This is a genomic window from Streptomyces sp. NPDC058464, from assembly GCF_042721035.1.
In the GTDB taxonomy this organism is placed as follows: domain Bacteria; phylum Actinomycetota; class Actinomycetes; order Streptomycetales; family Streptomycetaceae; genus Streptomyces.
This window is the reverse complement of the sequence record NZ_JBHXMA010000013.1, coordinates 162054-178860: the sequence shown is the minus strand read 5'-3', so window position 1 is coordinate 178860 and position 16807 is coordinate 162054. Positions and strand designations below refer to the sequence as shown.

At 70.5% G+C, this 16807-nt stretch carries 16 protein-coding genes; 5 read left to right on the top strand and 11 right to left on the bottom strand.

The genetic code is table 11. The features are described from left to right. Positions 1-57: 57 nt before the first annotated feature. From ACFWPQ_RS19510 to ACFWPQ_RS19495, 4 genes are all read right to left on the bottom strand, one after another. Positions 58-888, bottom strand: a complete 831-nt coding sequence (locus ACFWPQ_RS19510) for a hypothetical protein (protein WP_384035796.1) — start codon at positions 886-888, stop codon at positions 58-60. A gap of 286 nt (positions 889-1174) precedes the next feature. Further along, positions 1175-1546 carry a nuclear transport factor 2 family protein gene (locus tag ACFWPQ_RS19505; RefSeq protein ID WP_384035793.1) on the bottom strand — a complete coding sequence of 124 codons (372 nt, stop codon included), beginning with the start codon at positions 1544-1546 and terminating at the stop codon, positions 1175-1177. 24 nt (positions 1547-1570) lie between these two features. Then, on the bottom strand, positions 1571-1762 hold the full coding sequence (locus tag ACFWPQ_RS19500) for a DUF397 domain-containing protein (protein WP_384035790.1): 192 nt from the start codon (positions 1760-1762) through the stop codon (positions 1571-1573). Beyond that, complete coding sequence (locus ACFWPQ_RS19495; protein ID WP_384035938.1) at positions 1746-2150, bottom strand: DUF5753 domain-containing protein; 405 nt, start codon at positions 2148-2150, stop codon at positions 1746-1748. The genes ACFWPQ_RS19500 and ACFWPQ_RS19495 overlap by 17 nt, the downstream gene beginning before the upstream one ends. 113 nt (positions 2151-2263) lie before the next feature. Between ACFWPQ_RS19495 and ACFWPQ_RS19490 the strand changes: the two genes are divergently transcribed. After that, on the top strand, positions 2264-3169 hold the full coding sequence (locus ACFWPQ_RS19490) for an acyl-CoA thioester hydrolase/BAAT C-terminal domain-containing protein (protein ID WP_384035787.1): 906 nt from the start codon (positions 2264-2266) through the stop codon (positions 3167-3169). A 172-nt stretch (positions 3170-3341) separates the two neighbouring features. Continuing rightward, positions 3342-4868 (top strand): subtype B tannase, encoded by a 1527-nt coding sequence (locus ACFWPQ_RS19485; RefSeq protein ID WP_384035936.1) that lies wholly within the window; start codon positions 3342-3344, stop codon positions 4866-4868. Here ACFWPQ_RS19485 and ACFWPQ_RS19480 read toward each other — a convergent pair. From ACFWPQ_RS19480 to ACFWPQ_RS19470, 3 genes are all read right to left on the bottom strand, one after another. Then, a complete protein-coding gene (locus ACFWPQ_RS19480) occupies positions 4819-6213 on the bottom strand; it encodes a PTS transporter subunit EIIC (RefSeq protein ID WP_384035784.1) in 1395 nt (464 codons plus the stop codon). The two genes, ACFWPQ_RS19485 and ACFWPQ_RS19480, sit on opposite strands and share 50 nt — an antisense overlap. Before the next feature lie 16 nt (positions 6214-6229). Next, a complete protein-coding gene (gene murQ / locus ACFWPQ_RS19475) occupies positions 6230-7159 on the bottom strand; it encodes an N-acetylmuramic acid 6-phosphate etherase (protein ID WP_384035781.1) in 930 nt (309 codons plus the stop codon). 142 nt (positions 7160-7301) lie between these two features. Next, positions 7302-8231, bottom strand: a complete 930-nt coding sequence (locus tag ACFWPQ_RS19470; protein WP_384035778.1) for a MurR/RpiR family transcriptional regulator — start codon at positions 8229-8231, stop codon at positions 7302-7304. Between the two features lie 55 nt (positions 8232-8286). Here ACFWPQ_RS19470 and ACFWPQ_RS19465 point away from each other — a divergent pair, with 55 nt between their 5' ends. Both ACFWPQ_RS19465 and ACFWPQ_RS19460 read left to right on the top strand, forming a co-directional pair. Beyond that, entirely contained in the window at positions 8287-8682 is a 396-nt protein-coding gene (locus ACFWPQ_RS19465; protein ID WP_384035776.1) for a hypothetical protein, read from the top strand. Between the two features lie 24 nt (positions 8683-8706). Further along, entirely contained in the window at positions 8707-8988 is a 282-nt protein-coding gene (locus tag ACFWPQ_RS19460; RefSeq protein ID WP_384035773.1) for a DUF4031 domain-containing protein, read from the top strand. On the opposite strand, the gene ACFWPQ_RS19455 is transcribed toward ACFWPQ_RS19460, so the two are convergent. The 4 genes from ACFWPQ_RS19455 to ACFWPQ_RS19440 form a co-directional block, all read right to left on the bottom strand. Beyond that, a complete protein-coding gene (locus ACFWPQ_RS19455; protein ID WP_384035770.1) occupies positions 8903-13726 on the bottom strand; it encodes a caspase family protein in 4824 nt (1607 codons plus the stop codon). The two genes, ACFWPQ_RS19460 and ACFWPQ_RS19455, sit on opposite strands and share 86 nt — an antisense overlap. A gap of 15 nt (positions 13727-13741) precedes the next feature. Next, positions 13742-14149 carry a hypothetical protein gene (locus ACFWPQ_RS19450; RefSeq protein ID WP_384035767.1) on the bottom strand — a complete coding sequence of 136 codons (408 nt, stop codon included), beginning with the start codon at positions 14147-14149 and terminating at the stop codon, positions 13742-13744. Positions 14150-14279: 130 nt separating this feature from the next. Beyond that, positions 14280-15347 (bottom strand): GNAT family N-acetyltransferase, encoded by a 1068-nt coding sequence (locus tag ACFWPQ_RS19445; protein WP_384035764.1) that lies wholly within the window; start codon positions 15345-15347, stop codon positions 14280-14282. A gap of 10 nt (positions 15348-15357) precedes the next feature. Further along, complete coding sequence (locus tag ACFWPQ_RS19440) at positions 15358-16023, bottom strand: hypothetical protein (protein ID WP_384035761.1); 666 nt, start codon at positions 16021-16023, stop codon at positions 15358-15360. 47 nt (positions 16024-16070) lie between these two features. Here ACFWPQ_RS19440 and ACFWPQ_RS19435 point away from each other — a divergent pair, with 47 nt between their 5' ends. Next, positions 16071-16739, top strand: coding sequence for a maleylpyruvate isomerase family mycothiol-dependent enzyme (locus ACFWPQ_RS19435; RefSeq protein ID WP_384035758.1), 669 nt, complete (start codon positions 16071-16073; stop codon positions 16737-16739). The last annotated feature ends 68 nt before the right edge of the window (positions 16740-16807 follow it).

Genomic DNA, 16807 nt, shown 5'->3' with positions numbered 1-16807 from the left:
CTTCGCCTCCTCCCCTCCATCGTGCCCCGGGGTGGCGTCGGCGGACCGTAGGAGCCGTCATACGGGTGTCCTCTCTCGTCGTTCGTTCATCGCGCCACGGATCTCGGCAACGCGGGACTGGACCTCGGAAGGCGACAGGGGCGTGTTGGGGCTGCTGGGGGCGCGTTCGCCCCGGCATGCGCCGCAGATGCCGCCTGGCAGGGCCTCCGGGCGGCCCGGCGCTCTGCACTTCGCGCACTCCAGGATGCGCAGCGGCGGGCGAGCGGGGGGCCGGACCGGCTCGGGTGGGAGCTTGTCGGTGAGGCGTTTGCGGAGGAGGGCGGCCGGGTGGTGGACGGGGGAGGGGAGACCGCTGGTCAGGGCCTGAAGTGCGTACTCGTCGGTGGCGCCGCGGGCGAACCACTCCGTGAGCAGTGGGGCGAGGGCGGCGCAGTCGGCCTGGGAGAGGGAGAGGGCCGGGGCGGTACGGCCGAGGGCGGCGAGGAGGATGTGGGCGCGGCTGCGGGTGGGGCGGGCCCGGTCGGGAGGCTGCTCCGGCTCCGGCTCCGATACGGCGCCTCGCGTGAACGCAGCCCACCAGTCATCGTCGCGTGCGGTACGGGAGAACCACGATCGGGTGATCCAGCGTCGGCTCCCCGAGTCGGCCAGATGTTCCCGCCCCCGCCTCAAGTGCCCGGCCCGCTGGAGGTTGTTGAGAGCAGTCCGGAGGGCGCACTGACCGTACGGGAGCTGCTTGGCCAGCGTCTTCACGGAGATGTCGGCGCCGTCGGGGAGCCGGTCGACATACGCGGCGATGGCGGCTTCGCGGGGTGGGAGGTGGGCGAAGTCGTGGTTGGTGCGGCGGCGTTGGTCGGGAGCAGACCGTTTTCCGTAGCCGGGACTGGCCATGGGGTGCGGGGCGCCGTGCGCGGGCGAGGGGGCAGCACTAAGCTGGCAATCAGCCATGGGATCGAGCCTCGTAACCGATCTCGTTGGTCAAGCCCCCGCAGGTGTTGGTAGCGCCTGACGGGGGCTGTTTCGTTCGTTATGCGGGCACGCTAGACGATCGTGACTGTGCGTGGCAAACCGAACGCGTGCCGTCAACTCGCGGGGTGGGAGGGTGGGTTGAGGACCTCCACCCGTTCCTTGAAAAAAGGGCTCGGGGCTGAGCGCTTGAGCCTCGGGGAGGTAAGCCTCAGGACGGCCGGGGGGCTTCGGAGACGAGGGTGTACAGGTCGACGATGACGCCGTCCCTGCAGTGGGCGATGTCCATGCCGGTCGCGACGGGCGGTTCGCCGGCCGGGCCGTACACCCAACCGAGGTGGCCGAGGTCGTCGGTGACGGAGACGGGACCCTCGGGCCGGAAGACCCAGCCCGGCTGTTCCGCGAGCAGTTCCGCGGCGCGCACGGAGAGGGCCTCGCGGCCGTGGACGACACGGTCGGGCTCGTGCCACACCACGTCCTCCGCGTACGTCTCGGCGATGGCCGCGTTGCGGCGCCCGGCGTCCGGTTCGTTGAAGACGTCGAGCAGGTTACGGCGCATCAGGTCGGCGACGGTGCTGGTCATGGGCGGCCCTTCGGGTCGTGGAGGTCACTTCTTGACACTCTCCACGAAGGCCGACCAGGCAGCCGACCGGAACACGAGCTTCGGGCCGAGGGGATTTTTCGAGTCGCGGACGGGGGTGAGGGTGGGGAAGGCGTGGGTGACTTCGAGGCAGTTTTCGTCGCCGCCGCTGTAGCTCGACTTGCGCCAGCTCAGTCCGTAGTCAGGGATGTTCCTCATGGGCGTAATCCTCTGCCAACGCCTCGATGAGCACCAGGGACTTCTCCTGCGAGAGCGCAGTGGCCACGAGGAGGTCGTACAGGAACCTCAGTCGGGTGACGGTTGCCGGGTCGTCCTCCAGCCGTGCGGTGCTCAGACCTTCCATGTAGGCCAGCGGAGGTGCGTCCTCGAACTCCATCAGCTTCAGAGCGCCCTGCATCGTCGTATGCGCGCCCGAGCTGAACGGCACCACCTGCAGGATGATCCGGTTCCGGCGGGCCAGACCGGCGACATGGCGCAGGGCCTCCGCCATCACCGCCGGGCCACCGACTTCCCGGCGCAGAGCCGCCTCGTCAAGCACCGCCCACAACACAGGCCGGCCCCGCCTGAGGAGGTGCTGCGGGCACAGGTGGGGCGGGTCAACGGGACGCGGCGGCTGCCCTGTTGACGTATGGGATTCCCGGCGCGAGCGCTGTCGTGAGAGCAAGCCCGATCTGTAGTGTCGCCATCATGAGCGTTGAGGTGGCGACCGCGCGGGGGCATGGTGTCGAGGGTGCCCTGACTGAACGCGAGTTGACCCATCCCTGGGAAGGGGTTCTGATCGCTCCGGCGCACGGGAGCGAGGTCGGCGTTCTGGTTCTGGCGGGATCCAGCGGGCGCGTCGAGCGGCAGCGGGCGCGCATTCTCGCTCAGCAGGGCTTCGCGGCCCTGTCGATCCGCTGGTTCGGTGGGCCCGGGCAGCCGCCGGGGATCTGCGAGGTTCCCCTGGAGACCTTCACCACCGCCGTCGACCTGCTCCGGCTGGGCGGAGCGCACCGCATCGGAATTCTCGGCTTCTCCAAGGGGGCTGAGGCGGCTCTGCTCACGGCCGTGCGTGACACGCGTGTGGACGTGGTCATCGCACTGTCGCCCACCTCGCGAGTCTGGTGCAACGTCGGCCCGGGACGCGACGGAGCGCATCACCCGTATCGCTCGTCGTGGACCTGGCGGGACCGGCCGCTGCCGTTCGTCCCGATGGACGATTCCTGGGTTCCCGCGGAGCCGGACGGCGGTCCGGTCGCCATCCGGGGATGGTACGAACTGAGCGAGCGGACCTTCGCCCACTCGCTTCCGCCGGCGGACATCCCCGTGGACACGGCCAGGGCCGATGTCCTGTTGGTGGCAGGCGGCGATGATGCGATGTGGCCGTCGCTGCCCTTCGCCGAGCAGCTGGCGCAACGCCGACGGTCGGCCGGGGCAGCCGTGCGTCTGATCGCCCGCGACGACGCCGGCCACCGGCAACGCCTTCCTGGTGAGAGCCCCGCGCCGGCGTCCCCACGCTTCAGGTACGGAGGCACTCCCGAAGCGGACGCGCTCCTCGGCAGGGCGGCCTGGCCGCACATCCTCGACGCGCTCGGCGCCGGAGGAGCCGCTGCCGACGACTGTTGAAACTGGCCAACTTCTGTGTGCTGGCTGTCTCCTGACCAGGTGGTGTCAACAATCCTGGCGGCAACTCATCGACTTCACAGCAACTCTTCAGTAACCGCTGTTGCACTCATGCCCGCATGAGCCGCCCGGAGAAGAGACGGAAGTGAAGCGAGTGAAGCGCAGAACTGTGGTCATGGGGCTCACCGCGGCCGCTGCGGTCCCGGCCGTCGGGTTCGGATCGGGTGTCGCGCAGGCCGCGACCCGTGAGGGGAGCACGGACTCCGCCCTGGTCTTCGACCCGACCGCGTACACCGAGCTGACCACCAGCATCACCGACACCGCGGGCACCGCCCACGAGGTGACCTACCACTTCTTCAAGGTCAGCAGCTATGTGGCGAACCCGGTGGACGCCACCTACCAGGGGCTCAACGTCAGCGTTCCGGTGTCGGTCGACGGGGTCGCCGCCGACGCGACCCATGCGCCGATCCTGTTCGCCAACAACGTGGGTGGCTACATGCCCTCGTCGGTGGCGAGCGCGACCGGGATCGGGGGCGGTGGGGGTGCCGGCGGGCCGGGAGGGCCTGGTGGTCCGGGTGGGCCCGGGGGCGGGGACAGCGGGCCGAACCGTACGATGCTGGCGCTGCTCGCCGGGTACGTCGTCGTGGAGCCGGGGGCCCGTGGTCGTACTCTCGTCGACGCGAACGGCGTCTACTACGGCTGCGCGCCCGCCGCGATCGTCGATCTCAAGGCCGCCGTGCGGTACGTGAAGTTCAACCGGGGGCTGATACCGGGCGACGTGGACCGGATCGTCTCGGCCGGGACGAGCGCGGGTGGTGCGCTCTCCGCTCTGCTCGGCTCCTCCGGCGACAGCCCTCTGTACGCGGAGGAACTGGCGGCCCTCGGCGCGGCCGACACGAGTGACGCGGTGTTCGCGAGCGGCGACTGGTGCCCGATCACCGACCTCGAACACTCCGACATGTCGTACGAGTGGTGCTGGGGCGGCAACCCGCTCGCCGACGGTTCGAACGTCGACGCGACCGTCTCCGCCGATCTGAAGGCGCAGTTCACCGGCTATCTCGCCGCGCTGCGGCTGAGCGCGCCCGGCTTCGGGCGGCTGACCGACCGCAACCTCGACGCGTACCTGGTCACCACCCACCTGCAGCCGTCCGCCACCCGCTACCTGGCCGCGCTGTCGGACACCGACCGGGACACCTACCTGGCCGCGAACACCTTCATCACCTGGGACGGCACGAACGCCGGCTTCTCCTGGGCGGACTTCCTCACCCACGTCGGCGCCCGCAGGAAGAGCGCGCCCGCCTTCGACGCCTTCGACCTGTCGACCCCGGAGTGCAACGAGTTCGGCACCGACACCACCGCCACCCGCCACTTCACCGTCTACAGCCTCCGGCACGCCGAGGGCGACAGCGCGCGTCTCGACGCCGACATCCCGAAGAAGCTCGACCAGATGAACGCCATGTACCACGTGGCGCAGCAGGTCAATCCGCACCGGGCCCGGCACTGGTGGATCCGCCTCGGCACGAAGGACAGCGACACCTCGCTCACCGTCGCCGCCAACCTCGCCGCCAGGCTGAAGAACCTCGGCGACGACGTCGACATCAAGTACTACTGGGACGCCGGGCACGGCGCCGACAACGACCCCGGTGACTTCATCAGCTGGATCGCCGAGGTGACGGGTCATCCGGGGTACCGGAGCCGTTGAACCCGATGTACGTGGCCAGGAAGCCGACCGCGTAACCGGTCAGCAGGCCGCCCGCGTAGATCGCCACCGCCGCGGCCGGGCCCCTGTTCCCCGTGAGCAGCGGGAACAGGGCCCAGCCCGAGGGGCCGATGGCGGTGGCGCCCACCCGGTCGCCGAGCACCGCGAAGAAGCCGACGAAGGCGCCGCCCGCCGCCCCGCCCGCGCACGCGGTGAGGAAGGGGCGGCCGAGGGGGAGCGAGACGCCGTAGATGAGGGGCTCGCCGACGCCCAGCAGGCCCGCCGGGAGCGCCGACCTGATGGTCGTACGGAGTGCGGTGTCGTGGCGGAGGCGGACGTAGACGGCGATCGCCGCGCCCACCTGGCCCGCGCCCGCCATGGCGAGGAGGGGGAGCAGGACCGTGTAGCCCTGCTGCTGGATGAGGGTGGTGTGGATGGGGATCAGGGCCTGGTGCAGGCCCAGCATGACGAGGGGGAGGAAGAGCCCGCCGAGGACCAGGCCGGCGAGCGGGCCGGTGGTGGCGAGCAGCCAGTTCGCCGCGGTGCCGATGGCGGAGGAGACGAGACCGGCGGCGTACATGAGGCCGTAGAGGGTGGCGAGGCCCGCGACGAGCACGGTGACGGTCGGGGTGAGGAGCACGTCGAGGGCGTCGGGGGCGCGGCCCCGGCACCACCGTTCGACGTACGTCGCGAGCAGCGCCGCCGCCAGGGCCCCGAGGACCCCGCCCTGACCGGGGGCGAGCGCCACTCCGAAGGCCGTCACCTTCGCGACCCCCGGATAGACCACGATCGCCGCCACCGCACCCCCGAGGACGGGCGTCCCGCCGAACACCTTCGCCGTGTTGTAGCCGACGAAGACGCTGATCAGAGCCATGAAGCCGGAGGCGACGGCGGCGAGGGCGGGGGTCAGCCAGGGCAGCCAGCCGGCGTTGACGAGGAGCCCGCCCAGGCCGGCCAGCACCCCGCAGCCGATCAGGGCCGGGATGAGCGGCACGAAGACGTCGGCCACCCGGCGGAGGACGGTCTTGACGGGGGTCGCGTTGCGCCGGGCGCGGTCCGCCCGCAGCTCGGCCCCACGGGCGGCGAGCCGCTGCGCGGACAGCAGCTTCTCGAACTCGGCGGTCACGGTCACCACGGCCCCCGGCCCGATGACGATCTGGAGGGTGTCCCCGTCGGCCACCACCCCCAGCACCCCCGGAACGGCCCGTACCGCCTCCGCGTCCACGAGCGAGGGTTCGGCCAGACCCACCCTGAGCCGGGTCATGCAGTGGGCGACGGAGGTGACGTTCCCGGGGCCGCCGACCAGGGGCAGCAGCGCGGTGGCGGTGTCGTACGACGATCTCTGCACCCCCCGAGCGTGCGCGTCAGCCGCCCGTCGCGGTGAGCGCCGCGCGCAGATGACCCCCGGACTCCTCCAGAAGGCGGGCTGCGGTGGGCCCGTCGACACCGGCCAGGATCACCAGGACGGCGTTCTTCACCTCCCCGCCGGTGGTGGTGAGGGCCGCCTCGATCTCCTCGTCCGGGGCGCCCGTGGCGAGGGCCACGATCCGCCGCGAACGGGCCCGCAGCTTCTCGTTCGAGGCGCGGACGTCGACCATCAGGTTCCCGTAGGTCTTGCCGAGCCGGACCATCGTGATCGTCGACAGCATGTTGAGGACGAGCTTCTGGGCGGTGCCGGCCTTGAGGCGGGTGGAGCCGGTGAGCAGCTCGGGGCCGACGACGACCTCGATCCCGTGCTCGGCGGCGGCCGCGAGCGCGCTGCCCGCGTTGCAGGAGAGGCCGACGGTCAGGGCGCCCAGGGCGCGGGCGTGCTCGACGGCGCCGACGGCGTAGGGGGTGCGGCCGGAGGCCGAGATGCCGACGACGGAGTCGGATGCGGCGATTCCGAGCGCGTCGAGGTCCGCGCGGGCCAGCTCGGCGGAGTCCTCCGCCCCTTCCACGGACGTGACCATGGCCTCCGGCCCGCCCGCGATGACCCCGACGACCTGACCGGGGCGGGTGTTGAAGGTGGGCGGGCACTCGGACGCGTCCAGGATCCCGAGCCGCCCGGCGGTACCGGCCCCGGCGTAGACCAGCCGGCCGCCCTGGGCCATCCGGGCGGCGATGCCGTCGATCGCGGCCGAGATCTGCGGCAGCCGCAGCGCCACGGCGGCGGCGACCCCGCCGTCCTCACCGTTCATGAGCCGAGCGATGTCGAGGGTGGGCAGCGTGTCGATCTCGGCGAGCTCGGGCCGGAAGGCCTCGGTGGTGAGCGACTCCAGCTCGGAGCGGAGACCGCGGTGTTCGGTGGTCATTCGGATACGGCTCTTTTCAACGCGGACGAGTGCACTTACTCAGGGGCGCGGGGCTGTGTTCAATTTGCGGCTACCGCCGCGCGGGCGCGACCAGCCACATCCGGCCCGCAGCCGTCCCACAACAGTCAGCCCTACGGCCTGTCTACCTCGGCGTACTCCGATGCCGATGAGCCAACGCCTCATAAGACGCCGCCAACGCCGGCGCCGCCGCCTCGTACGTCCGCTGCGCCACCCCCACGAACAGGCAGTCCACCACCAGCAACTGCCCGGTCCGCGACGACATCGCCGCCGGCCGCAGCTCGCTCTCCCGCGAGGTGGACGTCGTCAGCACATGGTCGGCGTACTGCGTCACCGAGGACCCCGGCCGCCCGGTGATGGCGACGGTCGTGGCCCCTCGCTCGAAGGCGGCCCGCAACGGCTCTATGACATCCCCGGTCGACCCGGAGTGCGTGATCGCTATCGCCACGTCCCCGGCCCGCAACTGCACCGCGTTGGTGACCGCGAGATGCGGATCGCTGTGGGCGTGCGCTATCAGCCCTATCCGCAGCAGCTTCTGCGTGAGGTCCTGGGCGACCAGCCCGGACGCCCCGATGCCGTACACGTCGGTCCGCCGCGCCCCGGCGAGCGCGCTCACCGCGGCCCCCAGCTGCACCGTGTCGAGGCCGGCCGCCGTGTCCGCGAGGGTCTGCCGCTCGTCGTGGGCGAGTTTCGCGACGACGTCGGCGATCGGGTCGTCGACGGCGATGTCGGTGGTGATCGCGGGCGCCCGCCCCGACTGCTGCTGCGCGGCGAGCCCGGCGAGGGCGAGCCGCAGGTCGCGGTAGCCGGGGTAACCGAGCAGCCGGGCGGTGCGGACCACGGTCGCCTCGCTGGTGCCGGTGAGCTCCGCGAGGCCGGTGACCGTGAGGGCCGCGCAGCCGGCGGGGTCGCCCGCGACGGCCTCGGCGACACGCTGCATGGAACGCGTCATGGAGGGCGCGAGGGTCCGCACCTTGGCCGCGAGGGCGGCGGGGGCCGGCGGCGCGGCACCGGGTCCGCGGGTGCTGAAAGTTTCCTTCACGTCCTTGGCCACCCTTGAAAGATATTTTCGTTTCGGTCGCCGGGTCAAGACCGCGCACAATGGGACCATGGACCCCGTAAGCCCCTTGGAACAGGCGCTGCACGCAGCGCGCGCCCTGGTGCTCGCCGATCTCGTCGCCGGCGAGGTCGCCGAGGCGGACGTGGTCTCGCTGGTCGAGGACTCCGTCGTACAGCGGCGCTGGTGGGTCCAGCAGTGGCCGGACGGCGCGGAGTACGTGGCGGGGCTGGTGGCCCAGGACGTGCAGGACGCGCTCCTGGAGCGGTACGGCCGCTGGCCGCTGTGCCCGGTGTGCGGCTCCGGCGACCCGCACGCCCTGGACGTCGAACCCGAACTCGGCCCGGATCCGCACTGGGTGTGCCACAAGGCGGGCGTGAAGGTCGCCTCCGTCGGTTCCCTGAGCAGTTCCCTGGGCGGCTCTCTGGGCGGGGAGCCGTCCTCGTGACGGCGGACTCGTGACGGTGCTCTCATGACGGTGTACATCGACCCGCCCAACTGGCCGGGCCACGGCCGGATGTGGTCCCACCTGGTCAGCGATGTCTCGTACGCCGAACTGCACACCTTCGCCGAGGGCATGGGCGTGCTCCGCCGCGCCTTCGAGCGCGACCACTACGACATCCCCTCCCACCGCTACGCGGACGCGGTGCGGGCCGGTGCCGTGGAGGTCAGCAGCCGCGAGGTGGTGCGGCTGCTGCACGGGGCGGGGCTGCGGCGCCGGAAGGGGCGGCAGGCGCCTCCGGCGCCGGGATGAACCAAGTCTCGGCTTCGTGGCCGATGCCCATCTCGGTTGCTCTCAGGGCGACTTCGCGGAGGGACTTGCCAGCTCGTAGTGCCACCACTGTCAATGCGACAAGGGAGAGCGAAGGGGCGGAGTGTTCCTGGACGAGCGGCTCGGCGTCTGATTCGTCCAGTGACGAGAGCAGGTATGCTTCCCACTCTCGTTCCCTGGCCCAGGCTCCGGTTGTCGGTGTGATGTCGAAACCCAGGGCTTTGAGGGAGGCGGTGACGGCATCGGTGGTTTGACCGGTGTGTCCGACGACGGCGTGGAGAGCTGCTAGGGAGACCGGGCCGACCTCTTCCGGGCCTGGCCAGGATCCAGTGAGACTGCCGCCGAGTGAGATGGCCTCGACGTCCTGCTTCCTGAAACGTGCGAGGACGGTGGGATCGAAACCGAACTGGTAGCCCAGGGACGCGAGCCGGTTCGCCGCCTCTGACATGGAGCTCTGGGCACGGTTCGCGACGTCCACTACCTGTTCCAGGGACACCGGGTCGGCGAGGTCCGCGAGTGCGAACTCCGTGCCGAGGAGGGCGATCTCCTCTGAGGTCGGCAAGTGTTCGTCGTCCGGCACGTCTGTCACCTGGTACCCGAGTTCGCGGAGCCTCGCCGCGAGGTCGCGGGCCGGTCGGTCGAGGCGGCGGGCGGTAGCGACCACGTAACGGAGCGGGACTTTCCGGTCCAGGAGGACCTCGGAGCTGTCGATCAGGGCCCGGTCGTCGTCGGTCAGTTCCGGGAATTCCGAGGCGTTTGGGGGCAGCAAGAAACCGAGGTTCGAGAGGAGTTCCGCGACGAAACGGAGGGGAAGGTCCGTCAGATGTGTCACCTCCAGCAACTGCACTGCGGATACCCGCACCGCTTCCTCGGCGGAGGGCGGAGTGTCATATGACCTCCACAACGCCTGGACGACGCTGCGCTCCTCCTTGGTCCATTGCTCCTTGACCGGGTGGTCCATGGAGACCGTGAAGCCCAGTTCCCCGAGTCGCTGAGCCGCGTTTGCCGTTGACCAGGAGGCCTGCGCCGCGCTGACGCCGATCTGGGGGGCGCTCAGCGTCGCCCCGGGCGACAGCCAACCGGACAGATTACCGAGGGGACGCAGGAGCGGCAGATCCTCCCACCGCGCAGACGAACAGTCGGTCAGGGGCGCGACGCGGTATCCGAGGGCGGCCAGACGCTCCGCGACGTCGGCCGGAGCTCGTTCGACCGCCGAGCTGATATCGAAGAGGTCCGCGGTGCTCACAGGGACTGCGGGATCTCGCCAGGGAAACAGCAGACCGAGGCTGGTCCAGCCGGTGTCGGCGAGTGGCTGGGAAGGGGCGGAGGTGTGGAAGAAGGACGTTGACCGTGGCCCCTTCAGCCACCCTCTGTGGGTCAGGCTCCAGCTGGGGTAGGTGTGCAGCCTGCCCCGGCTGGAGAAGTGGGCCAGGTTGCACAACAGGACGAGATCCGACGGACGGGCGCACAGCGGGTCTGTGCCGTCCGACTCCGGCAGGGAGACGGGGCCGCCGAAGCCGGCCCGGTACAAGGTCCGCAGACGCCAGCGCAGCACCGGGAGCGGGAAGTTGGCGAAGAACGAGGCGGACATCGACGGGTCTGCATCTGTGTAGTCACCGGTGAGCAGCGGCAGCAGGTCGATGTCCGGTGGGAAGAACCCCAGTCGGCTGAAATGGGCGCAGCAGTCGTCCGCCAGCTGCCAGGACAGGTCCGTGTTCCGCATGTGTTCGGCGACGGCATCGGCGAAGGGCACGGACCAGTCGCCCGCGGCCTCCAGCCATGAGGGGTTGGGTAGTCCGCACTCGGACTCCGTGAGACTGGGGACGGCGGCGATCATGCGTGCCCTCACCTGTTCCGCGTTGAAGGACCGCAGCTTCTTGCGGTCCACCGTCAGCTCCAGCTCGGGTGACTTCTCGCCATGAAGGTTGACGATGGCACCGTAGACACTGACGCTGTCGCTTTCCGTGTACAGGCCGTCCGCCAGCACGTTGCCTCGACCTTCGATCCACCAGATATCAGGGTCCTGCGACGGCACGCAGGCGTTATGCCCCCTGCGGATCAACTGGTAGGAGCCGGATGTCTCCAGGGCGCTCTGCGCGAGCTTGCCCGGTGGCCACCGCAGGGTCCGTGCCCCGTGCGTGGCCACCGTCTGATACGGCGCCACCCACAGGACCTTTCCCAACGCCTCTACACAGGAGACCGACCGGTGTTCTTTTCTCAGGAGAAGCGTGACGACCGTCCCGATGTCCTTCGGCCTGCCCTCCCCCTTGTCCTCCACCCTGAAGAAGTTGCCCGGCCCCGCGATCGTCACCTGCAACAGCCGACGAGGTCGTCCGTCCGCGCGCCCCATCCGGCAGGTCCTTACGACGATCTCGTCCGCCAGCATGAAGTAGCTCAGAACTCCGATGCCGAAGCGTGAGTTGGGGAACAGGCGCAGCTTCGGTTCCGGCAGCTCCTCCCAGTCGGCCTGTTCCTCGATGTACTCGGGAAGATCGACGAAACGGGCACCGCCCTGGGAGAAGACGGTGCTCAGCTCGGTGATGCCCATGCCGATGCCGTTGTCGCGGCATTCGAGATACGGTCGGCCATCGGGACGGACCCCCTGGGTAAAGGTGATCTCGCCTCCCCAGTCGTCCGCTGGGCCCCCGGTGCGCCGCAGGTACTCCGTGCGGCGGTCACGGTAGCGGACGGCGTCCAGCGCGTTCTGGTAGAGCTCGCGGACGGCCAGGTTGCTGTCGCCGTACAGCTCCTCGCCCATGAGGAGTTCCTGGACGCGGTCCTCGGCGAGCTGGAACCGGATGCCGTCGGAGAACTCGTCGGGGGTGCCTTCTGAACGCACCCGGCTGCCGTCGGCGTAGGGCGGGAGCCCCTGGAGCTGGTCGAGGGCGGGGTCGTCGCCGCGGTCAATGTCGCGGAGCAGGGCGTCGACTCGCGCCGCGTGTTCGCGCAGAGCCACCTGGACTGCCGGGTGCGTGCACACTGCGTTGAGGGAGCGGCCCAACCCGGAGACCTGCCAGTCGGAGTGGCGCACGGTGGTCAGCAACTGGTCCAGGTCTACGCTCTCGGGGATCCCGACGTGCTCGACGACGATCTCCGGAAGGTCCATCGGGTCTACCGCCATGGCCTGTGCTGCCTTGACGAGGGCAGTGACCAGCGGAGCGCGGAGCACCTGCTCGGCTTGGGTGCTGGCGGCGATGGCCACCCGATCCTGCCGAGACGGCCGGGGGCCGCGTGTCACCGCGTCGGTGATTGAGTGGCGCATGGTGAATGGCGCGGCCCGGTGCTCCCGCACCAGCTGCATCAGGAGTTCGGGGGAGAGCGCGTCGACGACCCACTGGGGGTAGGTGCCGCCGCAGGTCAGATCACCGAGGAGGTCTTTCAGCCGCTCGGCCGTGTACAACTCCGGCTGCTGGATCAGCCAGCGGTGGAAGAGCCACCAGTGAATGCGCTCTATGGAGGCACGGGCGGCTTCCTTCTCCTCCGCTGAGCTGGTGGCGGCCTTCTGGTGCTCCAGCGCGAGCAGTCGTCGCTTGAGGCGGGGAAACCCCTGTGCGAACTTGTGGAAGCGAACCTGGTCGGGAGTGGGCGCGGCCGTGAGGACGTTGGCGCGCTGGGCCGCCTCCTGGGCCCAGAAAGTTTGGGTGACCAGCGGAAACAGATAACCGAGCGCGCTCTCGGTCGGTGACAGCGGCACCCCGTCGATGAGTCGGCCGACGAGGAAGCCGAGCCGCTTGTGGGTGCGTGCGGCCAGTTCGCCGTCGTGCCAGGGGTCGTTGGCCAGCGTCCGGACCGATTTCTCGTACGTCCGGGCCAGTCGGTCCGCCACGATCCGGCAGACCTCTCGGAGGGTCTCCCGGGCAGGTCCCTCGGTGGTCCGGTGCCATGGGTATTCGTCGACCCCACGCACCCACGGGTGGATCTCGACGCGCCGTTCCAGACCGGGCAGCAGGAGGAAGTCCTTGCCGTCGGCATCGGTCTCGCACGTCACCTTCACCTGCTGCGGGGGGCTCGTCTTGCCGTAGGCCCGGTAGTAATCGTCGACCCGCTGCTGCACCGACACAGAGAACTCCCGCAGCCCCAGGGAGTGCGGATCGGCGGTGATCACGTCGGCGACGGCGCGCGAGAAGATGCTGAACGACTCACCTTGTTGCGTTCCCATCTCGTAGCCGGGTTGGAGGACGTCCGTTTGCCTGATGAACCGGGCGAACTGGGGGGCCGCACAGGCGTGGACGTAGGCGACCTTGCGGCGCAGGGCGGTCAAGATCTCCGGGGGTTTCCAACGTCGCATCCCGGCAATCGACTTGGTGTCCCGCACCATGCCTTCGCGGCAGGTGTCGAGCAGGAACACGACGCGTTCCGCGGGGCAGCGGTCCACCTGCTGGTGCCAGCCGATCTCGATGCAGTTCTCGGCGAACGAATCCGTGTCGGGTGCATCCTCGGGTACCAGGAAGTCCTTGCCCTCGATGTGGAGCCCGTGCCCGCTCACCACAATGAGCAGCGTGTCGCCGTGCCGCGCGGCGGTGAGGAACTTGTCGACGGCACCGCGCACCGTGCCCGCCGTGGTGCCGCGCCGGTGCTCGAAGACTTCGGCTTGGAAGTCACGGCCGGTCAGGGCCTCGCGCAGCCGTTGCAGGTCGTCCCGGACGAAGGGCAGGTCCGCGAAGCTGGGGCTGTCGGAGTAGTCGCTCGCCCCGATGAGCAGCGCCTTGTACTTCTGCATGGGCGGCGCGCCCGCTCAGGCGGGCCGCTTGAACGTCAGCGTCAGGCTCCGGGTGCCTTGCATCTGCCCAGAGCCGACGAACTGGATGCCTCCGCTAGCGGTGACCTGGAAGGAGAGCTGAGCCTCGGCGAGCGGGAGCGGGCCACCGCGGTCGGCTACGTCCTGGAAGATCTGCTGCAGGGCGTCGACGGCGTCAGCCAAGTTCTTGCGGAGCGGGCCGAGAGGCACCGCGCGCAGGACTGCGTCGCCGTCGCGGCTGAACAGGCTGCCCATGGAGTCGCTGTCCTGGGCGGCCAGCGCGATGTCCTCCTCGGTGGCCGTCACCCAGAAGGGCAGTGTCCGTCCGTCGACCAAAGCGTGGACCGTGGTGTCCTCCGCGGTGTTCCCAGCTCCCCCGACCCGATCCAAGGCCTGCTCGCTCATGCCGTTCCCGTCCCCCTCAGGCGTGCGGTCGCTGCCGTAGTCGTTCCCAGTCTTCTGTTGGAGAGACAACTTTAGTTCCAGCGGGGGACTTTGTGGTCGGAGATGCGCACAACGGGTTCTGTCGTGCGCCCTATTTTCCCAGTTCGAAGGCCAGCCCCTCCTCGTCCTCGCTCACCCTGGCGAACCCGGCGCGGGTGACGACCGCCTGGGACGGGGTGTTGGCCGCCTCTATCGTCGCGAACAGGGACCGTACGTCGTCCCGGGCGAGTGCCCAGCCGGCCAGTGCGCGCAGGGCCTCCGTCGCGTAGCCGTTGCCGCGGGCGGCCTCCGTCAGGTCGTAGCCGATCTCCACCCGGCCGTCCTCGTCGGGGGCGGAGTGGAAGCCCATGCCGCCGATCGCCCGGCCGTCCTCCCGGCGGACCAGGGCGAAGACGCCGAACTCGGGCCGGAGCACGCCCCCTTCGTATGCCTTGAGGAGGAAGCCGGCGGCGTCCCGGGTGCCCTCGTACGGGCCGCCCTCGGCCCACTCGAAACCGCCGTCGCCGCCGAGGCGCAGGTCGCGGGCCTCGGCGGGGCGGATGCCGACGAGGTCGAGGCGTTCGGCGGGGATGACGAGGTTGTTGTACCAGCGCCAGCCGGTGACCGGGGCGCGGCCGGGCAGCTCGCCGCGGCCGGTGGCCCAGAGCAGGGTCCGCCAGGGCGTCGGACCGGGCTGCACGTGCGGGAAGAGGTGGGTGAGGACGGACTCGGCGAGCTCCTCGGCGGGCCGGTAGGGGAGCCCCAGACCCGTGGTCATGTCGTGCGTGTGGAGCAGTACTTCGGCGATCCCCATCCCGGCGAAGCCCACGCGGTCGGCGCTGCGGAAGGGGTACGGGTGGAAGGCGCGGACCGTGCGCGGGGTCGTGCGGACGGTGGCGGCGAGCAGGCCGCCGGTGGTCTCGATGACGTGCAGCAGGCCGGAGTTGTCGGTGCCGTCGTCGAGCTTGAGCTCGAAGGGCACGTACGCGTCCTGGGCGCGCCCGGCCAGATTGGCGGCGTACGCGACGAGGTCGTCGGCGACATGGACCGCCGTCTCGTGGACGTTCCAGTCCAGCCCGCCCGCGGTCACCTCCGTCCAGTTCCGCGCCACCGCGGGCCGCAGTGCCGCGACACAGCCGGCGACGGCCTCTTCTGTCTGATCCCCGCCCATTTCACGCATGGGCCGCACCCTAGGACGCCGGATCCTCCGCGGTCGACAGCATTTCCAGCTCCGCGGCGAGGTTGTAGCGGGCGGTCGGCTCCCACTCGGTCCGGCCGTACGGCGTTCTGAACAGCTGGGGCAGGTCGAGGAGTTGGCGCAGGATCGCGGAACGGCCCGCGCGGAAGGCGCCGCCCGGGACGAAGTGGTACTCCTCGCGCACCTCGGCGGTGTAGGCGGCGTACCCGGAGGGCGGGGCGGCGAGGATTGCGAGGTCGGCGTCGCACAGGACCTCGCCGTTGCGGTCGCCGGGGGCCGGGTCGTGGCTGACGGTGAGCCGGACCAGGCGGGCGACCTCGGCGGTTCTCGCCGCGGAGATCCCGGCCTCGGGGAGGGCGCGTTCGGCGAGGCGGGCCGAGCGCTCCTCGTTCGTCGACCGGTCCGGCAGGTACACCGCGTCGTGGAACCAGGCGGCGAGCCGGACCAGGTCCGGGTCGTCCGCGTACTCCTCCAGTACGTCGACGCGGTCCAGGACCGCGGTGAGGTGGGTGAGCGTGTGGTACCGGCGCTGGGGCTCCTGCCAGCGGCGGAGCAGTTCGTCGGCGTACCGGTACGGGTCGGGGGCGCAGGAGTCGTCGTCCCGCGACCTGAGGAAGGCGGTCAGCCAGCGGGAGCGCAGGGCGTCGAGATCGGCCATGCGCTCATTCTCCCGCCCGCCACCGGCATCGCCCTAGCTTGGGACGCATGACTACTGCTGACGTACGCGACCCCCTCCTTCCCGGACGTCTCCTCACCGTCGAGCGCGACGCGCTGATCCCGCTCCTCCGCTCCCGGCCGGACGCGGACTTCGCGCTGCCGACCGCGGCCTGTCCGGGGTGGTCGGTGCGGGACGTGCTCGCACACTGTTCGTCCGCGCTGATCCGGGTGGTGGAGGGCCGCTTCGAGAAGGGCGTGTTCTCGCCGGAGGCGAACGACCGGGACATCGCCGAGCGCGCCGACTGGACGCACGCCCGGGTGCTCGACGAGCTGGAGCGCGGGATGACCGAGGCGGGCGAGGTGATCGCGGGGCGGGCGGACGGGGCCTTCGACCGGATCGCCCTCGGTGAGTGGGTGCACGCCGGTGACGTCCGCGACACCCTCGGGGAGCCCGGCGCCTACACGGGCGCGGGCCTGCCGCACGCGCTTTCCCTGCTGGCCCGGGTGACCCGGCAGCGGGGGCACCTGCGGCTCCACGCGGACCTGGACGACGTGGACGAGCCGCTGCAGCTGGGCGGGACGAGCGGCACCCGCACCCCGGCCCGCTTCATGGGCGACGCGGCGACGCTCGTACGGCTGTACACCGGGCGGTCGGCGGACGGGGCGCCGTACGAGCTGATGGGGGCGGAGGCGGCGGAGCTGAACCTCTACGGCTGAATCCGGACGGTGTATGACCGGGGCGGTCTCGCGGCCCCCGGTGTTCCCCGCGTACCCTGGATTGGACT